Source organism: Micromonospora sp. NPDC005203 (assembly GCF_042872705.1).
GTDB lineage: Bacteria > Actinomycetota > Actinomycetes > Mycobacteriales > Micromonosporaceae > Micromonospora.
In genome coordinates, this window is record NZ_JBIAKV010000005.1 from 82,298 (window position 1) to 102,270 (window position 19,973).

At 69.5% G+C, this 19,973-nt stretch carries 12 protein-coding genes; 6 read left to right on the forward strand and 6 right to left on the reverse strand.

Going from position 1 to position 19,973, the window contains the following annotated elements; all coding sequences use genetic code 11:
* Positions 1–7: 7 nt before the first annotated feature.
* Both ACFYPM_RS14075 and ACFYPM_RS14080 read right to left on the reverse strand, forming a co-directional pair.
* The gene (locus ACFYPM_RS14075; protein ID WP_387195674.1) at positions 8–1,486 is read right to left on the reverse strand and encodes a glutamate--cysteine ligase; all 1,479 of its coding nucleotides are present in this window, start codon (positions 1,484–1,486) and stop codon (positions 8–10) included.
* A gap of 297 nt (positions 1,487–1,783) precedes the next feature.
* Positions 1,784–2,365: a YceI family protein gene (locus ACFYPM_RS14080; RefSeq protein ID WP_357377339.1), complete on the reverse strand. Its 582-nt coding sequence runs from the start codon at positions 2,363–2,365 to the stop codon at positions 1,784–1,786.
* A 99-nt stretch (positions 2,366–2,464) separates the two neighbouring features.
* Here ACFYPM_RS14080 and ACFYPM_RS14085 point away from each other — a divergent pair, with 99 nt between their 5' ends.
* Positions 2,465–2,971, forward strand: coding sequence for a MarR family transcriptional regulator (locus ACFYPM_RS14085; RefSeq protein WP_357243149.1), 507 nt, complete (start codon positions 2,465–2,467; stop codon positions 2,969–2,971).
* A gap of 207 nt (positions 2,972–3,178) precedes the next feature.
* On the opposite strand, the gene ACFYPM_RS14090 is transcribed toward ACFYPM_RS14085, so the two are convergent.
* The 4 genes from ACFYPM_RS14090 to ACFYPM_RS14105 all read right to left on the reverse strand — a co-directional run bounded on the left by ACFYPM_RS14090 (position 3,179) and on the right by ACFYPM_RS14105 (position 9,698).
* The gene (locus ACFYPM_RS14090) at positions 3,179–5,818 is read right to left on the reverse strand and encodes an ATP-binding protein (RefSeq protein ID WP_387195677.1); all 2,640 of its coding nucleotides are present in this window, start codon (positions 5,816–5,818) and stop codon (positions 3,179–3,181) included.
* 132 nt (positions 5,819–5,950) lie between these two features.
* Positions 5,951–7,099: an acyl-CoA dehydrogenase family protein gene (locus ACFYPM_RS14095; RefSeq protein ID WP_387195680.1), complete on the reverse strand. Its 1,149-nt coding sequence runs from the start codon at positions 7,097–7,099 to the stop codon at positions 5,951–5,953.
* A 78-nt stretch (positions 7,100–7,177) separates the two neighbouring features.
* Positions 7,178–8,710, reverse strand: coding sequence for an acyl-CoA carboxylase subunit beta (locus tag ACFYPM_RS14100; protein WP_387195683.1), 1,533 nt, complete (start codon positions 8,708–8,710; stop codon positions 7,178–7,180).
* Between the two features lie 169 nt (positions 8,711–8,879).
* Positions 8,880–9,698: a basic amino acid ABC transporter substrate-binding protein gene (locus ACFYPM_RS14105; RefSeq protein ID WP_387195686.1), complete on the reverse strand. Its 819-nt coding sequence runs from the start codon at positions 9,696–9,698 to the stop codon at positions 8,880–8,882.
* Between the two features lie 462 nt (positions 9,699–10,160).
* On the opposite strand from ACFYPM_RS14105, the gene ACFYPM_RS14110 reads away from it, so the two are divergent.
* The 5 genes from ACFYPM_RS14110 to ACFYPM_RS14130 are packed head-to-tail and all read left to right on the forward strand — an operon-like array spanning position 10,161 to position 19,927.
* The gene (locus tag ACFYPM_RS14110) at positions 10,161–13,220 is read left to right on the forward strand and encodes an amino acid adenylation domain-containing protein (RefSeq protein ID WP_387195689.1); all 3,060 of its coding nucleotides are present in this window, start codon (positions 10,161–10,163) and stop codon (positions 13,218–13,220) included.
* A gap of 28 nt (positions 13,221–13,248) precedes the next feature.
* The gene (locus ACFYPM_RS14115; RefSeq protein ID WP_387195692.1) at positions 13,249–14,802 is read left to right on the forward strand and encodes a B12-binding domain-containing radical SAM protein; all 1,554 of its coding nucleotides are present in this window, start codon (positions 13,249–13,251) and stop codon (positions 14,800–14,802) included.
* 16 nt (positions 14,803–14,818) lie between these two features.
* A complete protein-coding gene (locus tag ACFYPM_RS14120; protein ID WP_387195695.1) occupies positions 14,819–16,393 on the forward strand; it encodes a cobalamin-dependent protein in 1,575 nt (524 codons plus the stop codon).
* An 11-nt stretch (positions 16,394–16,404) separates the two neighbouring features.
* On the forward strand, positions 16,405–17,667 hold the full coding sequence (locus ACFYPM_RS14125; RefSeq protein WP_387195698.1) for an MFS transporter: 1,263 nt from the start codon (positions 16,405–16,407) through the stop codon (positions 17,665–17,667).
* A 58-nt stretch (positions 17,668–17,725) separates the two neighbouring features.
* The gene (locus ACFYPM_RS14130) at positions 17,726–19,927 is read left to right on the forward strand and encodes an ATP-grasp domain-containing protein (protein WP_387195701.1); all 2,202 of its coding nucleotides are present in this window, start codon (positions 17,726–17,728) and stop codon (positions 19,925–19,927) included.
* The last annotated feature ends 46 nt before the right edge of the window (positions 19,928–19,973 follow it).

Genomic DNA, 19,973 nt, shown 5'->3' on the forward strand with positions numbered 1-19,973 from the left:
GGTGGGGTTAGGCGACCGGCCAGGTGTGGACTGGCTCGTTGGCGCGCTGGAGTTCCGCGTAGCGCTGGACCATGTGGTGCAGCGCGGCCGCCCGGTCCATGCCGTGCCGCCGCTGCGCCGCCCACACCGCCTCGGTCTGCCAGACGGCACCGTTGCGGCCGGTGCGGCAGCGTTGCTCGATGATGCCGAGCAGCCGGTCCCGCTGCGCCGGAGGAACGCCGAAGCCGTCCAGGCCGGCCGCGGCGGTGGGCAGCAACTGCTCCAGCACCAGCTTGGTGACTGGTACGTCGCCGAGCGCGGGCCAGTGCAGCACGGCGTCGAGGCCACGTCGGGCGGCGGCTTGGAAGTTCTCCTCGGCGGAACTGAAGGTGAGTTGGCTCCAGATCGGGCGGTCCGCCTCGGCCAGACCCCGCGCCAGTCCGAAGTAGAAGGCCGCATTGGCGAGCATGTCCACCACCGTCGGGCCGGCCGGCAACACCCGGTTCTCCACCCGCAGGTGCGGCCGGCCGTTCATGATGTCGTAGACCGGGCGGTTCCACCGGTAGACCGTGCCGTTGTGCAGCCTCAACTCCCCGAGTTGCGGGACGCCACCGGCGTGCAGCACCTCCACCGGGTCCTCGTCCTCGCAGATCGGCAGCAGCGGCGGGAAGTACCTGACGTTCTCCTCGAAGAGATCGAAGATCGAGGTGATCCAGCGTTCACCGAACCACACCCGGGGCCGTACGCCCTGGGCCTTGAGCTCGTCGGGACGCGTGTCGGTGGCCTGCTGGAACAGTGCGATCCGGGTTTCGGCCCACAGGTGGCGCCCGTACAGGTAGGGGCTGTTCGCTCCGATCGCCACCTGGACCCCGGCGATGGCCTGGGAGGCGTTCCAGTAGTCGGCGAAGCTGTCCGGTGCGACCTGGAGGTGGAACTGGAGGCTGGTGCAGGCAGCCTCGGGGGCGATGGAGTCGGTGTGCGTCCGTAACTGCTCGACGCCGCGGATGTCCAACTCGATGTCCTCGCCACGGGCGCCGACGATCTGGTCGTTGAGCACCCGATAGCGCTCGTTGGTGGAGAGGTTGTCCTCGACCAGGTGCCCCTCGGTGAGGGTGGGCAGGATGCCGACCAGGACGATCTTCGCGTCGGACTTGGCCGCGCGTTCGTCGGCCCTGGAGAGGCTGCCGCGCAGGTCGTGCTCGTAGTCGGCGAAGCCGGTGCCCTCGATCAGTCGGGGTTCGGCGTTGAGTTCCAGGTTGAACTGCCCCAACTCGGTCTGGAACAGCGGGTCGGCGATGTCGGCGAGGATCTCCTCGTTGCGCATCGCCGGCTCGGCCGCCGAGTCGACCAGGTTGAGCTCGATCTCCAGGCCGGTCATCGGCCGGTCGGCGTCGAACCCGAAGTCGTCCAACATGAGGGCGAAGACGTCCAGGCAGCGTCGTACCTTCTGCCGGTAGCGGACGCGGTCATCCCGGGTGAAGGCGCCCTGTGCGACGTCCCTGCCCATGTGTCCTCCCGACAGCCGGCGCGGTCGGGATTCGTCCGTCCCGGAAAGCGCATTGTGAACCCTCCACGGTAAGAGCGCCCACCTGCCCGGAGCCAGAGGCCGACGGCGGTGATCCGACATCGACCGGAGCGGGCGCGCTCGTGGCGCCATCTGTACCCCGTTCACCGAGCGACCGGACGCGATGGCGGCGCGAGCCGCTCGTGACAAATACCACGACATCGGCGTCGGAGGTGGAGACGACACCGGGCCCACGCCGACGTGCGGCGTGGGCCCGGTGTACCGGCGATGCGGGGAAGATCAGGCCTGGCGGACAGCCTCGCCCTCGATCTCAATCTTGATCTTGCGGCTGACCAGCACGCCACCGGTCTCCAGGGCGACGTTCCAGGTCAGGCCGAACTCCTCGCGGTCGATCTCGGTGCTCGCGGAGAACCCGAAGATGTCCTGACCGAACGGGCTGCGGCCGACACCCTCGAACTCCACCTCAAGCTCGACCGGCCGGGTGACGCCCTTGATGCTCAGCTCACCGGTGAGCACGAACTCGCTGCCACTACGGGACTTGACCCCGGTGCTGCGGAACTCGAGCGTCGGGAACTTCTCGGCGTCCAGGAACTCGGGGCTGCGCAGGTGTGCGTCCCGGTCGGTCTGGGTGGTGTCGATGCTGGCCGCCTGGATGGTCGCGACGACCGACGTCTGCAGCGGGTCCTCGGCGATGGTGATGGTGGCGGTCGCGTCCTTGAACTCACCGCGAACCTTGCTCACCATCATGTGCCGGGCCACGAAGCCCACGCGCTTGTGCGCCACGTCGAGGACGTAGGTGCCAGCCGCCGGGATGGTGAGGCCGTCCCATTCGCGGGTAACGGCATCGATGCTGCTGGTCATACTGCTGTCCTCCAGGAGATTGTTTAGTAGCCCAACGACTGCTGGAGCAAATATAACCCCAACAATATTCCTCCTGTCAAGTACTGCTAGGATTAACGAGTGACCAACGTCTTCGACGATCCCCGGATCACCGCCGTCGGCCTGCTCTTCGAGGCACACGCCGGGCTGTCAGCCCGGTTCAACGCTCAACTGGAGGAGCACGGCCTGTCCTCGGTCGAGTTCGAGGTCATCACCCGACTGGCCCGCTCGCCGGGCAACCAACTACGCATGACCGACCTCGCCGCGCAGACCTCGTTGTCGACGAGCGGCGTGACCCGTGTGGTGGACCGGATGGAACGCGACGGGTTGCTGACCCGGCGGGCCTGCCCGAACGACAGGCGCAGCTCGTACGCGGTGGTCACCGCCGCCGGGATGCAACGCCTGAACGAGACGCTACCCGGGCATCTCCAAATGATCGAGCAGTGGTTCACCGGCCAACTCGACCCGGAGGCGCTGACCGCCCTGCTCGACGGGCTGCGCCGAGTGCGCGACGCCGCACACCCGTGCGCCACCGCCGGCAGCGACGACGTCAGCCCCGAGCAGGAGTCCGCCGCCACCCAGCCCTGAGCACCGGCATTCCGCACCGGCAGAAAGACCGGCAGAACTGAGCCAGCCAAGCCGAAGAATTCCAGCTAATCCGACTTTTCGCTCTGCCGGCGGTGGCAGGCTTCCTGCACCGGGGATCACCGGGGGGTGACGGCGCGGACGAACAGCGAGGGGTAGCACCAAGGGGGCTCTTCGTCCGCGCCACTCTCCCCGCCCGCGAGCGGGCACCTACGGTGCTTCCGGCCCACTGCGGGTGGCCGTCAGCGCGTAGAGCAGTCCCGACTCCTGCGGCAACAGCCGAATGCCGCTCTCCTCGCAGACCCGACCGAGCCGCTTTAGGACCGCCGGGTCCGCGGTGCTCGCAGCCAGTCCCACAAGCGCCTCCACCACGTCTCGGCGCTCCTGACCCTTGGCGTCGGCGGCCGCTGCGAACCACTCGGCGGCCAACTCCCGGTCACCCCGGTGCAGCGCCAGATTCCCTTCGATCAACGCGCCGAGCCCCACCTCCGGCCCGCCTGCGGGCAGCGCCGCCTCCCCCGAGCGTTGCCTAGGCACCACGGCCCGGCGAGCCGGCGCTCGCGGCGATTCGGCCGCCACCGCCTCGGTCCCCGCGCGCAACTCGGTGAGCACCTCTGTCGCTTCCGCGGCACGCCCGTCCTGAGCGAGCGCCAACCCGATCTTCCCGAGCACCCGACGACGGCGTCTCGGATCACCCAGCTCGGACAACGCCGCGAGCGCCCGCCGGCCCTGGTCGACGGCGTCCGCGTACCAGCCCTCCAGGCGGGCGACCTCGGCTCGATTGGCCCAGGCCAGCACCCGAAGGCGCTGCTCCCCACTCTCGGCGGCGAGCCGGTCCACCGCCGCGAGCCTGCGACGGGCGGCGGCCAGGTCGCCGGTCCGGATCTCGTGCCAGGCAAGGCTGTTCTGGGCCACCGCCAGATCCCGGGTACGTCCATTACGGGCGGCCAACCGCAGCGCCGTCTCGGCCTGCTCGCGAGCCTCGTCCTGCCCGCCGACGGAGCTCAGCAGGGTGCCGAGGATGTTTCGCGCCTCCAGCTCCCCGGTGACGTCGCCGGCCTGTCGGAAGATGTCCAACGCCGTACGCGCCGTCGACAGTTCCTCGGCGCCCGCACCGTGCTCGGCCGCGAGCTGGGCAACCCCGACCGCGGCCCAGCCACGCAGGATCGGATCGGCGTCGGCGGTCCGGGGGTCCGCCAGCAACCGCCGCAGCCACTGTCGCCCGGCGACGTCGCGCCCGCGGAACCGCCACCAGCCGGTCAGGCACGCCGCCAGCCGCAGCGCGGTGAGCGGGTCGTCCGTGGTCGCGTGGGCCAGCGACGAGCTGATGTCACTGCTCATCTCGTCCAGCCGGTGCACCGCTTCGGCCAGCCGGGGACCGACCAGGTCGCTCGCGATCCGCGCCACCAGGCGCGCGATCACCTCGGCGTGCCGACGTCGGATGCAGGTCAGCTCACCCGCGCCGGCCGCCTGCTCGATGGCGTAGTCGCGGACCGCGTCGAACAGCCGGAACCGGAACGGCCCGGTGCCGCGGACGCCCAGCAACCCCAGCTCGACGAGCCGGTCCAGCAGTGGAACCGGGTCGATCGCCACCGTGCCGTCCCGGTCGGCCTTGTCGCCGAGCATCTCCTCGGCCAACTCCACCGACCAGCGGTCGCCGAACACGGCGAGCTGCCGCAGCGCGGCCCGCTCGTCGGGTGCCAGCAGTCGGTAGCTGGTCGCCACCGCGTCGCGCAGGGTGACCGACACCGCCGCCGCAGAGCCGGGGTGGACCACCGGATCGGCGGGAGTGGCAAGGTCGAGCACGCGGTCGCCGTACCGGTCCAGCAGCTCGGTGAGGTCGAGCAGTCGACCCCGGGCGGCCATCAGCTCGATGGCCAACGGCAGCCCTCCCAGCCGGCGGACCAGCGCGACAAGGGCGGGCAGCTCGTCGGGAGTGGGCGGCTCCCGACGAACCTGAGCCAGCCGGGTGGTGAACAACGCGACCGCCGGCCACGATTCGAGCGTGGTCGCTCCAGCGCGTCCGGTGCCCGGTGGCGGCACGTCGAGCGGCGCGACCGGCCAGACCCTCTCGCCGGGCAGTCCGACCGGATGCCGCCCGGTGACCAGCACCCGCAGTGACGGCACCGCACCGATCAGCCGGTGCAGCGTCGTGGCCACCGGGTCCGGCGCGTGCTCCACCGCGTCCAGCACCAGCAGCGCCGGCTGCCCGCGAAGCCGGGCCACGAGGTCCGGCAGCCGGGCCACGCCCAGCGCCGCCATCGCGGCGGCGAACACCTCCGGCCCGTCCGAGCCCTCAGCGACAAGAACTCCGGCCACACCTCCCGGGTGGTCGACGGCCACCAGATGTGCCACCGCCGTTGCCAGGGCGGTCTTGCCGACCCCGGCCAACCCGACCAGGCTCACCAGCCGAGGCCCGCGCTCCGCGGTCAGCATCTCGGCCAGCTCGGTGAGGTCACGATCACGGCCGACAAGCGCGACCGGCGGCGGGAGGGTGGCCGGTGGATTGGTGGAGAGCGACTGGGACGTCGTCCGGTCGCCGGTCCCGAGCGCCGTCGGGGTGGCGTCCGGCCCGGGTGACTCGACGCCGGAGTGCCCGCGGGCGGCGGCCAGGAACGCCGCCCGGCTGGCACCGGTCAGCGCCAACGCCGTGGCGAGCAACTCGACAGTGGTGCGTTGCGGCCGGACCGACCGGCCGCGCTCCAGGTCACGCACCGTCCGCACGCCCACCCCGGCCCGGGACGCCAGCTCGGCCTGGGTCAGGCCGGCGGCGCGTCGGTGCCCGCGGAGCAGCTCCGGCAGGGGGGTACGACCAGCCGGGCTCCGTGACCCTTCATGATCCGGAGTCATGGCCACGAAGAGTACGGATGAACTACGACCGTCGGCAGCCGAACGTCGGGCTGCCGACGCCCGTTCGCCGACAATCCGACAGCCCTACGGGCAACATTGCCGGGCCGATCGGTAGGCCTGCGCGGCGGGCCTTCAGAGACCCAGGTCGCGAGCGATGATCATGCGCTGCACCTCGCTGGTGCCCTCGCCGATTTCCAGAATCTTGGAGTCCCGCCAGAAACGGGCCACCGGGTACTCGTTCATGAAGCCGTACCCGCCGTGGATCTGGGTGGCCTCCCGGGCGTTGTCCACGGCGATCGTGCTGGCGTGCAGCTTGGCGATGGCGGCCTGCCGCTTGAACGGTTCACCGGCGAGCATCCGCGCGGCGGCGTCGTAGTAAGCCAGGCGAGCGGTGTGCGCCTTCAGCTCCATGTCGGCAATCTTGAACTGGATGGCCTGGTTGGCGCCGATCGGCTGGCCGAAGGCGTGCCGCTCCTTCGCGTACCTGATCGACTCGTCGACGCAGCCCTGCGCGAGGCCGACGGCCAGCGCGGCGATGGCGATCCGGCCCTCGTCGAGGATTCGCAGGAACTGGGCGAAACCCCGGCCCCGCTCGCCGAGCAGGTTGGCCGCCGGTACCCGGCAGTCGTCGAACGTCAGCTCGTGGGTGTCCGAGGCCGTCCATCCCACCTTCGAGTAGCCCGGCGCCACGGTGAACCCGGGCGTGCCGGTCGGCACGATGATCGTCGACAGCTCCTTGGAGCCGTCCGGGTTCGTGCCGGTCACCGCGGTGACGGTCACCATGGCCGTGATGTCGGTGCCCGAGTTGGTGATGAACGCCTTCGAGCCGTTGATCACCCACTCGTCGCCGTCCAGCACGGCTCGCGTCTGGGTGCCGGCGGCGTCCGAGCCGGTGCCCGGCTCGGTGAGCCCGAACCCGGCCAGCGCCTCGCCGCTGAGCAGCCGGGGCAGCCACGTCGCCTTCTGCTCCGCGGTGCCGAAGCGGTAGATCGGCATCGCGCCCAGCGAAACCGCCGCCTCCAGCGTGATGGCCACGCTCGAGTCGACCCGGGCCAACTCCTCCAGGGCCAGGCAGAGCGCGAAGTAGTCGCCGCCCATGCCGCCGTGCTCCTCGCCGAAGGGCAGGCCGAACAGGCCCATCTTGCCCATCTGCCGGATCACCTCGTACGGGAACGTGTGCTGCTCGTAGTGCTCGGCGATGATCGGGGCGACCACCTGGCGCGCGAAATCCCGCACGCTCTCGCGCAGCGCCGCTTGGTCGTCGGTGAGCCGGAAGTCCATCTCATCCTCCTGTAAGGACGGGCCGTCCCGGCGCTCGTGACGCCGAGAGCGGATCGCTGTGCGGGTCTGAGTGGGTGATCAGACCGGGGTGACGCCATGCCGACGGCGGGAGAAGTGCCGATCCTTCGTACGCGCCGCCGCGAAGCGACGGACCAGCTCGGTGCGCAGGTCGTGCGGCTCGACGATGGCGTCCACCACCAGCTCGCTGGCGAGTCGGACGACGTCGATGTCCTGCTCGTACTCGGCGCGTTTGGCCGCGACGAAGGCGGCCCGCTCGGCCTCGTCCTCGATCGCCGCGATCTTGTTGGCGTAGACCGCGTTCACGGCGGCCTCGGCGCCCATGACCGCGATCTTCGCGCTGGGGAGCGCGATGGTGGCGTCCGGCTCGAACCCGGGGCCCGCCATCGCGTAGAGGCCGGCGCCGTACGCCTTGCGCACCACCACGCAGATCTTCGGCACCGTCGCCTCGGAGATCGCGGTGATCATCTTGGCGCCGTGCCGGATGATGCCCTGCTTCTCCACCACGCTGCCGACCATGAACCCGGGTACGTCGCTGAGGAACAGCAGCGGCACGTTGAACGCGTCGCAGAGCTGCACGAACCGGGTGGCCTTGTCGGCCGAGTCGACGAAGAGCACGCCGCCCTTGAACATCGAGTTGTTGCCGACCACCCCGACGACCTGACCGTCGAGCCGGCCGAACCCGATGGTCAGCTCCTTGGCCCAGAGCGCCTGGATCTCGAAGAAGGAGCCCTCGTCGAGCAGGCCCTTGACGTAGCGCCGCATGTCGAACGCCTGCCGCTCGCTTGCCGGCACCAGCGCGGCCAGGTCGGCCTTGGCGGGGGCGGCGACGGCCGGCGCGGCCGGCGGCGCTTGCGTCCAGTTCGCCGGGAGGTACGACAGGTAGGTCTTCACCACATCGAGCGCGTCCGCCTCGGTCTTGCAGAGGAAGTGCCCGACGCCGGACTCGGTGGTGTGCACCTTGGCCCCACCCATCGCCTCCAGGGTGGTCTTCTCCCCGGTGACCATCTCGACCATCCGGTCGGAGCCGAGATACATGCTGGCGTTGCCGTCGACCAGGGCGACCACGTCACAGAACGCCGGGATGTACGCCCCTCCGGCGGCGCTCGGGCCGAACAGCGCGCAGACCTGCGGGATCGAGCCGGAGGCGCGGACCTGGTTCCAGAAGATCTTGCCGGCGCCACGCCGGCCGGGGAAGAGATCGACCTGGTCGGTGATCCGGGCACCGGCCGAGTCGACCAGGTAGACCATCGGCACCCCGGCGCCGTACGCCCGCTCGATGATCCTGATGATCTTCTCGACGGTGCGGGCGCCCCAACTGCCGGCCTTGACGGTGGAGTCGTTGGCCATCAGGCAGACCTGCCGGCCGTCGATGGTGGCCGTGCCGGTGACCACGCCGTCGGCGGGCAACCCCTCGGCGAGCGCGTTGGCGTAGAGGCCGTCCTCGACGAACGAGCCGTCGTCGACCAGGAGCGCGACCCGCTCCCGGGCGAAGAGTTTGCCCTTGGCCGCGTTGGCCGCGTGGTACTTGTCCGCACCACCGGACCGGGCCCGCTTGCGCAGCTGCTCCAGTGCCTCACCGTCGAGCGTCACGCCGACCCCCTACTGCCGCCACCCCGGCCGGCTGCCCCGTCCGGGCACACCTACCGACCTAAACGATCGTTAGGCTAACGTACCCGGACGGGTCGCGGCGACCCAACCGCCGGTTACGACAGGCCGGAGGTGGAGCGCCAACCAGGGGGCCGAGCGGACGGGGATCGGGTCAGACGCGCGGTTTCTGACCGATCCACTTCTCGTAGAGCGCGTCGTACGTACCGTCCTGCTTCGCCTTGGCCAGCTCCTCGTTGATCGTCTTGAGCAGTTCCGGGTTGCCGTCCTTCTTCACCGAGATTCCGTACTGCTCGCCGGTGTCGAACTCGGCCGCCACCTCGAAGCCGCCCGGGTTCTCCTTGATGTACTCGGCCCAGACCGGCAGGTCGTTGATGGCGGCCTCGATCTGCCCGGTGGCCAGAGCCTGCTGCTCGGCGGCGAGGTCCTCGAACTCGACGAGTTGGAGGCTCTTCTCCTTCTCGAACCTGCGGGCGTAGTCACGGCCCGTGGTCGCCGCCTGCACGCCAACCTTCCGGCCTTTCAGGTCATCCAGCGACTTGTACGACTTGCCGGTCTTGACCAGCATCGCCTGCGTCGCATCGAAGTACGGGGCGGAGAAGTCCATCACCTTCTGCCGCTCCTCGGTGATCGTCATGCCCGCGGCGGCGGCGTCACACTTGCCCGTGTTGAGATCCTGACCGGACTTGATCCCCTCGAACGGCGTGTCGACGATCGCCTGCTCGACGCCCAACTTCTTGGCGACGAGATCCATCACGTCGACGTCGAACCCCACCACCTTGCCGCTGGCGTCCTTGGACTGGAACGGCGGGTACGGCAGGTGGGTGCAGATGGTCAGGGTGCCCGCCTTGATGAGCTTGACCCCGCTGGTCTGGACCTCGCCCTGATCCTTTTTGGCACATCCGGCACTGAGGACAAGTGCACCGACAGTAACAACAAGACCGATGGTTCGGACCGGCTTATAGATATTCACAGCTATGCCCCTTTGTTTCCCCAAAGTAACGGCAGGACAGGGTGATGGCAGAGGGACCGTACCTGATTACCCGGATTGCCGACTAGATCCAGAGCACCGAGCAGGTGGGTCCGCTCACACGAGGCGGTGACACCCCGAAGTCGTCGATCCCGAGTCGTGAGAATCGTTGACGGCGCTGGGATTTCCCTGCTAGCTGCCGGACGGCAGCGGGTCGGCCCGCACCCCGGCTCGCGGAACCGCCGTCGCGGCCGACCAGAGATCATTTTGACGCTGACCGATTTCGACGCTTCGCCCTGTTCGTCGGCGGTAAATTACCGCTGTCGATGCATGGACAATTTCAAAAGTTCGCAGTTACGATGCGATGCAGTCAACGGGGACTATCCACCCTGTCCACGGTGCCGCCGCAACGGCATATTGTGAACTGCTCGGGAGAGGTGCCTCCGTGGTGTCCTCAGAAACACCTTGACCGTCACCAGAACAGAGCGCCTGCGCCCCAGTCCTGCCCAGGCCGGCGCTCTCCTCAACGGGCCGGTCCGGCCACGTCCGATCCACCAGACAGTCGCCGACCTCATCGACGAGACGATCCGCCGGCATCCCGACGCCACCGCGATCGTCCATCCCACCGGCACGCTCACCTATCGGGACGTGGATCGGCTGGCCAACGCGGTCACCACCGATCTGCTCGCCGTCGGCGCCCGGCGGGGTGACTTCGTCGCGCTCCTGCTCGACGACCGGGTCGGGCTCCTCGTCGCCATGCTGGGCACCATGCGGTCAGGTGCCGCGTTCGTGCCGTTCGACCGCGCCTGGCCGGCGCTGCGCCAGATCCGGATGCTCGACGGTCTCAGCCCGGTCGCCACCGTCGGGTCGCCACCGGACGGCGCACCCGCCCTGCCGGTGATCGACGTGCGGACGCAGCCGACCACACACCGGAGCCCCGCGCCCGCCACCGACCGTCCCCGGCCGGAAGACCCGATCTACGCCTTCTTCACAAGTGGTTCAACCGGTCTGCCCAAGTGTGCGGTCAACCTGCACCACGGGCTGGTCAACCGCTTCCTGTCCATGACCGAGCGGTTCGCCGCCGACGGTGCGGTGGTGCTCCAGAACTCCGCGCACACCTTCGACTCGTCGATCTGGCAGCTGCTGTGGCCGCTGACCCGCGGCGGCACCGTGGTCATCCCGGACCGCGCCGGCATCCTCGACTTCGACGCGACGCTGGCCCAGATCCACCGGCACGGCGTCACCATGACGGACTTCGTCCCCAGCATCTTCGACCTGCTCGTCGAACGCCTCGAGCACCGGCCACAGGACCGGCACCTGCTGGCGTCCATGCGCCAGGTCTTCATCGGTGGCGAAGCCGCGAAACCGCACACGGTCCAGGCCTTCCGACGGATGTTCGCCGACATCCGGGTGACCAACACCTACGGTCCGACCGAGGCGTCGATCGGCTCGGTCTTCCACGCCGTGCACGACGACGACCGCCAGGTCATCCCCCTCGGTCTACCCCTGCCCAACACCTCGGTGCTGCTCCTCGACGAGGACGGTCAGCCGACACCCCGGGGCGAGATCGGCGAGATTCACCTCGCCGGCATCTGCCTGGGCGCGGGATACCACGGCGACGCGGAGCGCACCCGGCAGGTGTTCGTCCCGAACCCGTACGACGAGGTCGAAGGCGACCTGCTCTACCGCACCGGGGACTTCGGCTGGGTGCGCGAGGACGGCCTGCTGATGTTCAGCGGCCGCCGGGACGCCCAGGTCCAGATCGCTGGGATACGTGTCGACCTGGGCGAGATCGAGCACGCGCTCACCACGCTGCCCGACGTGCACCAGGTGAAGGTGATCGTCGACGAGGCCGGCGCGGCGGCCACGATGGTCTGCTTCTACTCGGCCGAGCGGGCCGTGACCGAGGAGGCGCTGCGCGAGCACGCCCGGACCGCGCTGCCCGCCGCGTTGGTGCCCGGCAGATTCGTCCGCCTCGCCACCCTGCCGCTGCTCTCCAACGGCAAGGTCGACCAGGAGCGACTGCGCCGCCGACTGGCCGGCGCCGCACCGAAAGCCACTGACACCGACACCGCCTACCCGGCGGACAGCGTCGAGGCGCGGATCGCCGAGATCTGGACGCGGGTGCTGGGCTTCAACGCCAACGACGACGACTTCTACTGCCTCGGCGGAACGTCACTCGGCGCCGCCCGGCTCGCGGTGGAGTTCGAACGCGCCTTCGCGATCCGGTTGGACGTACGCGACCTGATCCGTTCCACCACCATCGCGGCACAGGCCGAACTGGTCCGCCGGGGCAGCCCGCTGCCCCCGCCCGTTGTCACGCCACACGAACTGGCCGACGACCTGCGCCTCGGTGAGCTGGGCCGGGTGCGGGTCCGGCGGCCCGACGACCCGGGGGCGATCCTGCTGGTCGGCGCGACCGGCTTCATCGGTTCACACGTGCTGGCCGCCCTCACGGCGCAGGGTGGTCGACCGGTCGTCTGCCTGGTCCGCGCCACCGACGACGAGGCGGCCCGGCACCGGGTCAGTTCCGCGCTGTCGGCCGGCGGCTACGGGCCGGCGGAGCTGACCGGGTGGTCGGCCCTCGCCGGTGACCTCGACAAACCCCACCTCGGGTTGGTGGCCGCCGACTGGCGACGGCTCTGTCGACAGGTCGGCACCATCGTCGACGCCGGCGGTCGGGTCGACACCCTCCGCGACTACGTCGACCTACGGGCCACCAACGTGCACGGCCTGCGTACCCTCATCCACCTCGCGGGCACCCACATCCGCAAGCGGATCATCTCGCTGTCGACGACCACCGTGCGGCACGCCCCCGGCACACCGCTCACCGAGTCGTTCCTGCCGCCCTGGTCGACGTTGCCACCCGACGGTTACAGCCAGTCCAAGTGGGTCGGTGAGCAACTGCTGCGGGCGGCCAGCGAGCAGGGTGTCCCTGCCGCCGTCGTCCGGCTCGGGGAGGTCGCCGCCCACTCCCGGACCGGGCACGCCAACCCCCGGTCCTCGGTCACCATGATCCTGCGGCTATGTCTACGGCTCGGCGTACGGCCGCCGACCCGCCTGCACGTGGACTGGACCCCGGTCGACCTGGTCGCCCGGGTGGTCGCCGCGCTGACCGACCCGCACCACCCGGTGCCGCCGGGCACCGTGCTGAACGTGGTGGCGCCGACATCGGTGCCGGTGACCGAGCTGCTGTCCCTGCTCCGCGCCGAGGCGGGCGCGCTGCCGGAGGTCCCGTACGACCGGTTCCTCGACCGGGCCGCCGACCTGGTCGGCGATGACGAGACAGCCCGCTGTCTCGCCGTTCTTCGGCCCCGCAGCGCCGCGGCGACCGACGCCCTGACCGGGGTGTGCCACGACGCCCTGGTCGGCACCGACACGGTCCGCGCCGCCCGGCTGGCTCGGGACCTCGGCCTCAACTGGGGCACGAGTCGGGACGTGGGGGTCGACACGATGGTCGACCGTCTCGCGAGGACCAACCTGTCAGTGCACCGTCCGCACCTGTTCACCGCGACAGTCCAGTGAACCGCGACCCAACGGCCCAGGAGACGCCATGAAGGTGAACCTCTACTACGCCCCGTTCCCCTCGCAGATCTTCCAGGGGGAGGGCGAGCCGATCAACACCGAGCGGCCACTCAACCCGAAGAGCGCACTGACCACCATCGCCGCCGGGCTGCGGGCGTACGCACCGCACTTTGGCTACTCCTGCGACATCGAGATCATCGACCTCCAGCTCGGTGGGCAGCGGGTCAAGTACAAGTCCCTGCCGTACGGCCCCCGGATCATGGACTGTTACCGGTACGGCACCCCGTTCGAGGAGGCCGACGAGAAGATCCGCTCGGCCGAGGTGCACGGGATCACCTGCAACTTCACCAACAGCGCGCACATCGTCAGCGACCTCGCGCAGCACATCAAGCGGGTCAACCCGAAAGCCGTCGTCGTCGTGGGCGGTGTCGACTGCACCGCCCGTCCGCAGTACTACCTGTCCCGGGGCGCGGACGTGGTGGTGCGCGGTGAGGGCGAGCTGACCTTCGCCCGGATCATCGACGCGCTCAACCGCAAGCAGGACCTGGGCACCGTGCCGAACATCTCGCTGCAGGGCCGGTTGATCCCCACGAAGGTCGACACCGGCGAGACCATACCGATGGATTCGATCGAGCCGATGGCCCTCGACCTGATCCCCGATCTGGCGGTCTACACGGACACGGCGGAAGGTCCGCCGCCGGAGGGCGTGCAGGGCAGCTTCATCTGCTGGGAGACGTCCCGCGGCTGCGCGTGGCGGTGCTCGTTCTGCACGGCCCCGTCGCGCGGCGGGTACCGCTACATGAGCCTGCCGACGATGGAGAAGCACCTCAAGACGTTCCAGGAGTACGGCATCAAGACGATCGTGTGGCAGGAGGACAACCCGCTGTCCCGGATCCAACAGAACGGCACCGGTCGCTACCTGTACGACTCCGGGCGCGAAGACGTGCTCGCGATGTTCCACATGTTCCGGGACTACGGCTTCGCCTGGGAGTTCGCCAACGGCATCGAGTTCGGCAAGTTCATGCAGAACGGCAGATTCGACCACGAACTCGCCGACGCGCTGCTCGGCAGCAAGATGGTCGACGGCCAGTGGGTCGGTTGCTACCGGGTGCAGATCCCGCTGGACAACATGAACGTCAAGAAGCGCCGGTTCCCCAAGCTGCTCGGCTTCGACGAGCAGGTGGACGTCCTGGCCACGATGCTCACCGACCACGGCGTCGGCCACCAGACGTACGACCTGTTCATCGGCTATCCCGAGCACGACCGCGAGGGCATCGACATGTTCACCGACTACTGCCTGCGCTTGAAGGAGGAGCTCACGGCCGTCGGGCAGGGGAAGTACAAGCCGTACTTCAACGTGTTCAACCTGTCGTTGCTGCCGGGAGCCCGGGACTGGACCACCCTGCACTCCCTGCTCCAGTTCGACATCGACGAGAACCCGGAGGTCATCGGGATCTTCCTGTCGGCGATCAACACCGACCACTTCACCTACTGGGACATCTACCAGAAGCGTCTCGAGATGACGACCATGCTCAACGATCGCGAGATGCACCGTCTCTACGACGGCATCTACGCGGGCTGACCAGGAGGTTAGGGCCATGCGTGTCACCCTGTTGTACGCCCCGTACCCCGGGCAGTCGTTCCGCGACGAGGACACCACCATCAGCCCGGTGCGGGTCCGCAACCCCAAGAGCGCGCTCGTCACGTTGGCGGCCGGTGCTCGCGCCTACCTGCGCGAGTGGGGGGTCGACGCGGAGTTCAAGATCGTCGACACCCAGGTGGACGACGGCGAGCCGCTGCACTACGCCTCGTTCCAGTACGGGCCGCGCACCATCGACTGCCATCGCTACGGCGGCCCGTTCGAGGCGTACGCGGACGAGGCGCGTGCCGCCGACATCATCGGGATCTCCAACAACTTCACCAACTCGGCCCGGGTGGTGGCCGAGTTCGCCACCTTCCTCAAGCAGGTGAACCCGAACGCGCTTATCGTCGGCGGGGGGATGGACGTCACCGCCCGACCGGACTGGTATCTGGCCAACGGCTTCGACGTGGTGATCCAGCTCGAGGGTGAGCTCACCTTCGCCAAGCTGATCCAGGCCCGGGCGACCGGCCAGCCCATCGAGGGGATGGTGATGACGCGGCGGGTCGGCGACGGGCTCGTCATCATGGGTGGCGCCCAGCTCAACCTGGCCGAACTGCCGCCGATGGCGCTCGACCTGATCGACGACCTGTCGGTGTACGACGACACCGGCGAGGGCCAGCCGCCGATGACCGTGCGGGCGCCGTTCACCTGTTTCGAGACCTCGCGCGGCTGCTACCGGACCTGCTCGTTCTGTGCGACCCCGATGCGTGGGCACTACCGCTACATGAAGCCGGACGTGGTGCGGCGGCACTTCGAGTACCTGAAGTCGATGGGGATCTCGAACATCCTGTTCCAGGAGGACAACACGCTGTCCCGGATCCAGCGCTCGGGGCGCGGGACGCTGCTGCACGACAGCGGGCGGGAGGACACTCTGGAGATCTTCCGGATCGCCCGCGAGATGGAATTCTCCTGGGAGTTCGCCAACGGGCTGGAGTTCGGCAAGTTCCTCGACCTGGGTGAGGTCGACCGGGAGCTGATGGAGACCCTGTTCTGGAACGACACCAGCGGGGACCGCTGGGTCGGCTGCTACCGGGTGCAGATCCCGCTCGAGTACCTCGGTGACGAGCCCACCAAGAAGTTCAACAAGCTGCGCCCCTTCCAGGAGCAGCTGCAGATCGTCACGTCGATGCTGGACCTCGGCGTCCGGTACCTGACCTTCAACATGCTGATCGGGCATGACGACGACGACCAGGCGATGATCGACATGTACCTCGACCGGTGCCTGCAGCTGAAGGCCCGGCTCAACGAGGCGAGCACCGAGGCGACCAACTACTTCAATGTCTTCAACCGGACTCTACTACCGGGTACCGCGGACTTCCGAAAGAAGGCGGACCGACTATCGTTCGACATCGAGGAGACGCCGGAAGTGATAAGCGTCTACCTCTCGCCGATGCCGTCGAACCACCTCTCCTACTACGAGCTGTTCGAGCAACGCCTGCGACTTACCGAGGCGTTGAACGGCTCGCTGATCGACCAGTACGACGGCATCTACCGGCCGCGCACGCAGAAGGAGTCCGTCCCCGTTGTCTGAACTGGTGACTGATGTCGCTGGGTGAGGCCGTCGGGCGTTACGCCGCACTGTGGCGTACGCCCGGCGTTCCCCGGGTGATGTTGCCCGCGATGCTCGCCCGGCTACCGGTGGCCATCGAACCGCTCGCGATATTCCTGCACATCAGCGCCAAAACCGGTTCCTACACGTCCGGCGCGACGGCCCTCGGCGTCTTCTCGGCCGCGTTGGCCGTCGCCTGGCCGCTGCACGGCCGGCTGATCGACCGACGCGGGCTGCGGGTTGTGCTGCTGACACTGGCGGCGCTGCACGCGGTGGCGCTGGCCGTCTTCCTCGTCGCGAGCAGCGGCCCGACCTGGTTGCTGGTGGCCTCCGTCGCGCCCGTCGCGCTCACCATGGCACCGGTGGGCTCGACCGTCCGCGCGGCCTGGGCGCTGATCCTGCCGCCCGGACCGGCACTGAACACCGCCAACGCCCTGGAGGCGGTGCTGATCGAGGTCTTCTTCGTGATCGGCCCCGCCCTGACCGGCCTGTTGACCGGCGTGTTCAGCGCACTCACCACGACGCTGCTGGCCGGCGCAATGCTCGTTGTCGGCTCCCTCCTGTACGGCACCGCACCGGCCGTCTCGACGATGCGTAGGGAGACCGACGACACCGACCCGGCCGCACCCGCCGCTGCGCGCGGCGCGGCCCGGGGCGGGCGGAGGCCGTGGCGCATTCCCGGCGTGGTGGCGATCCTGGTGGCTGCCGGCGGGGCGGCCGCGGCGTTCGCCGTACTCGAGGTCACCGTGCCGGCGACCGTGTCGGCGCACGGCGACGCCGCGGCGACCGGCGTGGCACTGCTGTCCCTGCCCCCGGCGGCCAGCGTCCTCGGCGGGCTGGTCTACGGCGCGCGGCACCACACCCGGCTGCCGGTCAACCGCTACCTCGTGCTGCTGGCGGTGGCGTTCGCGTGCATGGTGCCGCTGGTCTTCGCCACGTCGGTCCCGGTGCTCGCGGTGTGCCTGTTCCTCGCGGGTCTTCCCCTGGCGGCGCTCAGCTCGGAGGAGTTCGGGCTGCTCGGCAGCCTGGTGCCCAAGACAGTGATCAACGAGTCGTTCGCCCTGGCGGCCACGATGATGGCGGTGGGCAGCGCGGCCGGGACGCTTGCGGCGGGCGCAATCCTGGGCTGGCTCGGCCCCACCGAGGCGCGGCTGCTGTCCCCGATGGCCGCCCTGATCGCGTTGGCGGCCGTCTTGTCGATGCGGGCTACGCTGAGCAGCGTCGATTCAATGGTCACTGCCGACAGCGGAGCGTGACGGGACAGCGAGGTCGAAGAACGCCCGGGGGGTGGGGATCGCAAAGGCGGGGGGACACGTGTCCGGAAACGGCGCGGAGGATTACTACGGCCTGCGCAGATGCATCGTGACGGCGCAGGAGGCACTGGACCGACGGTGGGCGGACGACGCGGACGTGGTCGTCGTGCCCGACCCACCCCGGGAGCACTGGGCGAGCCTTCAGGCCGCCGGCTTCCGGATCAAGCCAGGGTGGGTGACCTGGGGGCGACCCACCCCGGCCCGCGCGGAGGACTTCCTCGCCGGGCTCTCCAAGGCGGAGCGCCGCAACTTCCGGGACGTGCGCCGGTACGTCGACACGCAGGGGCTCACCATCGAGGTGCACGCCCGGCTCACCCCGGAATTGTTCGCCGAGTTCCTCGCCGTCTACGACGCGCAGATCGCCGCCATGCCGCACGGTCTGCCGGCGGCGCACGGGGTCGACGCCACCAAGGCCGGGCTCGCCGACTTCTTCCTCGTCGCGGCGCGCGCCGGTAACGAGTTGATCGCCGGTGTCGTCTGCCGCGTCGCCGCGTCCGACCTGGCCATGCGGATCGCCTTCTCCGCCGCACGGCCGCAGGTCCGCCAGGCGATGATCAGTCGGGCGCTCTACCTGGCCGCGTTCGAGGAGGCCCGCCGGCGTGACTTCGCCTGGATCTCGCTCGGCACCGACCCCACCCTGTACGGCCACATCGCCCAGGCCGGACTGTTCACCTTCAAGAGCCGACTCGGGTTCGTGCCGGTGCCGCTGCACCACCTCGACCCCAACGACGACGGCTGCGACGAGGCCGAGTTGGTGCTCAACACCGAACGGCTCAGCGAGCCGGCGTTGAGCCTCTGTTACGCCCGGCCACCGGATCGGAGGGGCACCTGGGCGGATCCGCTGCCCATGCGGCTCGACGTACTCAGCCCTGCGCACGGCCTCGACCTGCGCCCGTACCGGGCCTCCTTCGTCACGGAGACCGTCGTGACTCCACCGGGCGCCGGGGCGGCCGAGGGCGAGGTGGTCGTGATCGTCGACCCGTTCTCGACCGGCGCGCTGCTGGCACCCGCCTTCAGCCGGCAGGGTCGGCGCTGCGTCGCGGTCCTCACCGGCACCATCAACGAGCGGTACGCCGCCGGTCTGCGCCGCGACGACTTCCGGACCGTGTTGACCGTGCGTGGCGAATCCCCGCAGGCCCTCGGCGCGGCCGCCGAGATGCTCACACCGATGCGTCCGGTCGAGGTGATCGCGGGCAGCGAGTGGGGCGTCAACGTGGCCGACGACCTCGCGGAGCTGCTGGGGCTGCCCGGCAACGTCCGCTCGGCCGACCGTCCCCGGCGGGAGAAGCCCGCGATGATGAACGCGGTCGCCGGCGCGGGGTTGCGGGTGCCGCTCGGCGCGAAGGTGGGCAGCGTCGAGGAGCTGAACGACTGGCTCGCGGCCAGCCGGGTGTTGCCGGTGGTCGTCAAGCCGGCCGCCAGCGCCGGCTCGGAAGGGGTGTACTTCTGCACGGACGAGGCCCAGGCGCGGGCGGCGACCGCGAAGTTGCTCGGCGCGACGAACGCCATGGGCCAGCCGAACGACTCGTTGCTGGTGCAGGAGCAACTCGTCGGCCAGCAGTACTTCGTCAACAGCGTGAGCCTCGACGGCCGCCACCACATCCACGAGATCTGGCGCGACGACCGCTTCTTCATCGACGGCCGTCCGGTGTACGACAGGCAGGTCCTGCTGGACGGGACCGGTGCGGTCGAAGTTGTGCTCCGCCCGTTCGTCGAGGGGGTGCTGGACGCGCTCGGTGTGCGTACCGGCCCGGCGCACACGGAACTGCTGGTCGACGACCGGGGGCCGGTCCTGATCGAGTCCGGGGCGCGGCTGGAGGGTGGCGTCACCCCGGCCGGGCCGGAGCGGGCGACCGGGGTGAGTCAGTTGTCGCTGACCGTCGAGCGGTACACCGACCCGGACCGCTTCGCCCGGCGGATCGGCGCCGGCTACCAGCGGCAGCGCGCCCTGATGGTCGTCTGTCTGGTGGCGCCCTACGACGGCACGGTCGCCGAGGGCGCGGCGCAGCGGCTGGCCGAGATTCCCTCGGTCTTCTGCGGGTCGGCGTTGGATCTGCTGCCCGGCACCCCGGTGCACCGGACCATCGACCTCTTCACCTCGCCCGGCCACCTCTACCTGATCGCGGAGGAGCCGAGCCAGCTGGAGGACGACTACCAGCGGATTCGTGCCCTCGAACAGACGGACCTGTACGAGTACAGATAAGGGGTAGATCTTCGTTGGGTGGGCGATATCCTGAGCGCTGATCTCC

Bases quoted from the DNA above. Each gene is read 5' to 3' on its own strand.
- ACFYPM_RS14125 (WP_387195698.1), top strand. From the start codon at position 16,405: ATGTCGCTGGGTGAGGCCGTCGGGCGTTACGCCGCACTGTGGCGTACG.
- ACFYPM_RS14095 (WP_387195680.1), bottom strand. From the start codon at position 7,099: ATGGACTTCCGGCTCACCGACGACCAAGCGGCGCTGCGCGAGAGCGTG.
- ACFYPM_RS14090 (WP_387195677.1), bottom strand. From the start codon at position 5,818: ATGACTCCGGATCATGAAGGGTCACGGAGCCCGGCTGGTCGTACCCCC.
- ACFYPM_RS14115 (WP_387195692.1), top strand. From the start codon at position 13,249: ATGAAGGTGAACCTCTACTACGCCCCGTTCCCCTCGCAGATCTTCCAG.
- ACFYPM_RS14075 (WP_387195674.1), bottom strand. From the start codon at position 1,486: ATGGGCAGGGACGTCGCACAGGGCGCCTTCACCCGGGATGACCGCGTC.
- ACFYPM_RS14080 (WP_357377339.1), bottom strand. From the start codon at position 2,365: ATGACCAGCAGCATCGATGCCGTTACCCGCGAATGGGACGGCCTCACC.
- ACFYPM_RS14120 (WP_387195695.1), top strand. From the start codon at position 14,819: ATGCGTGTCACCCTGTTGTACGCCCCGTACCCCGGGCAGTCGTTCCGC.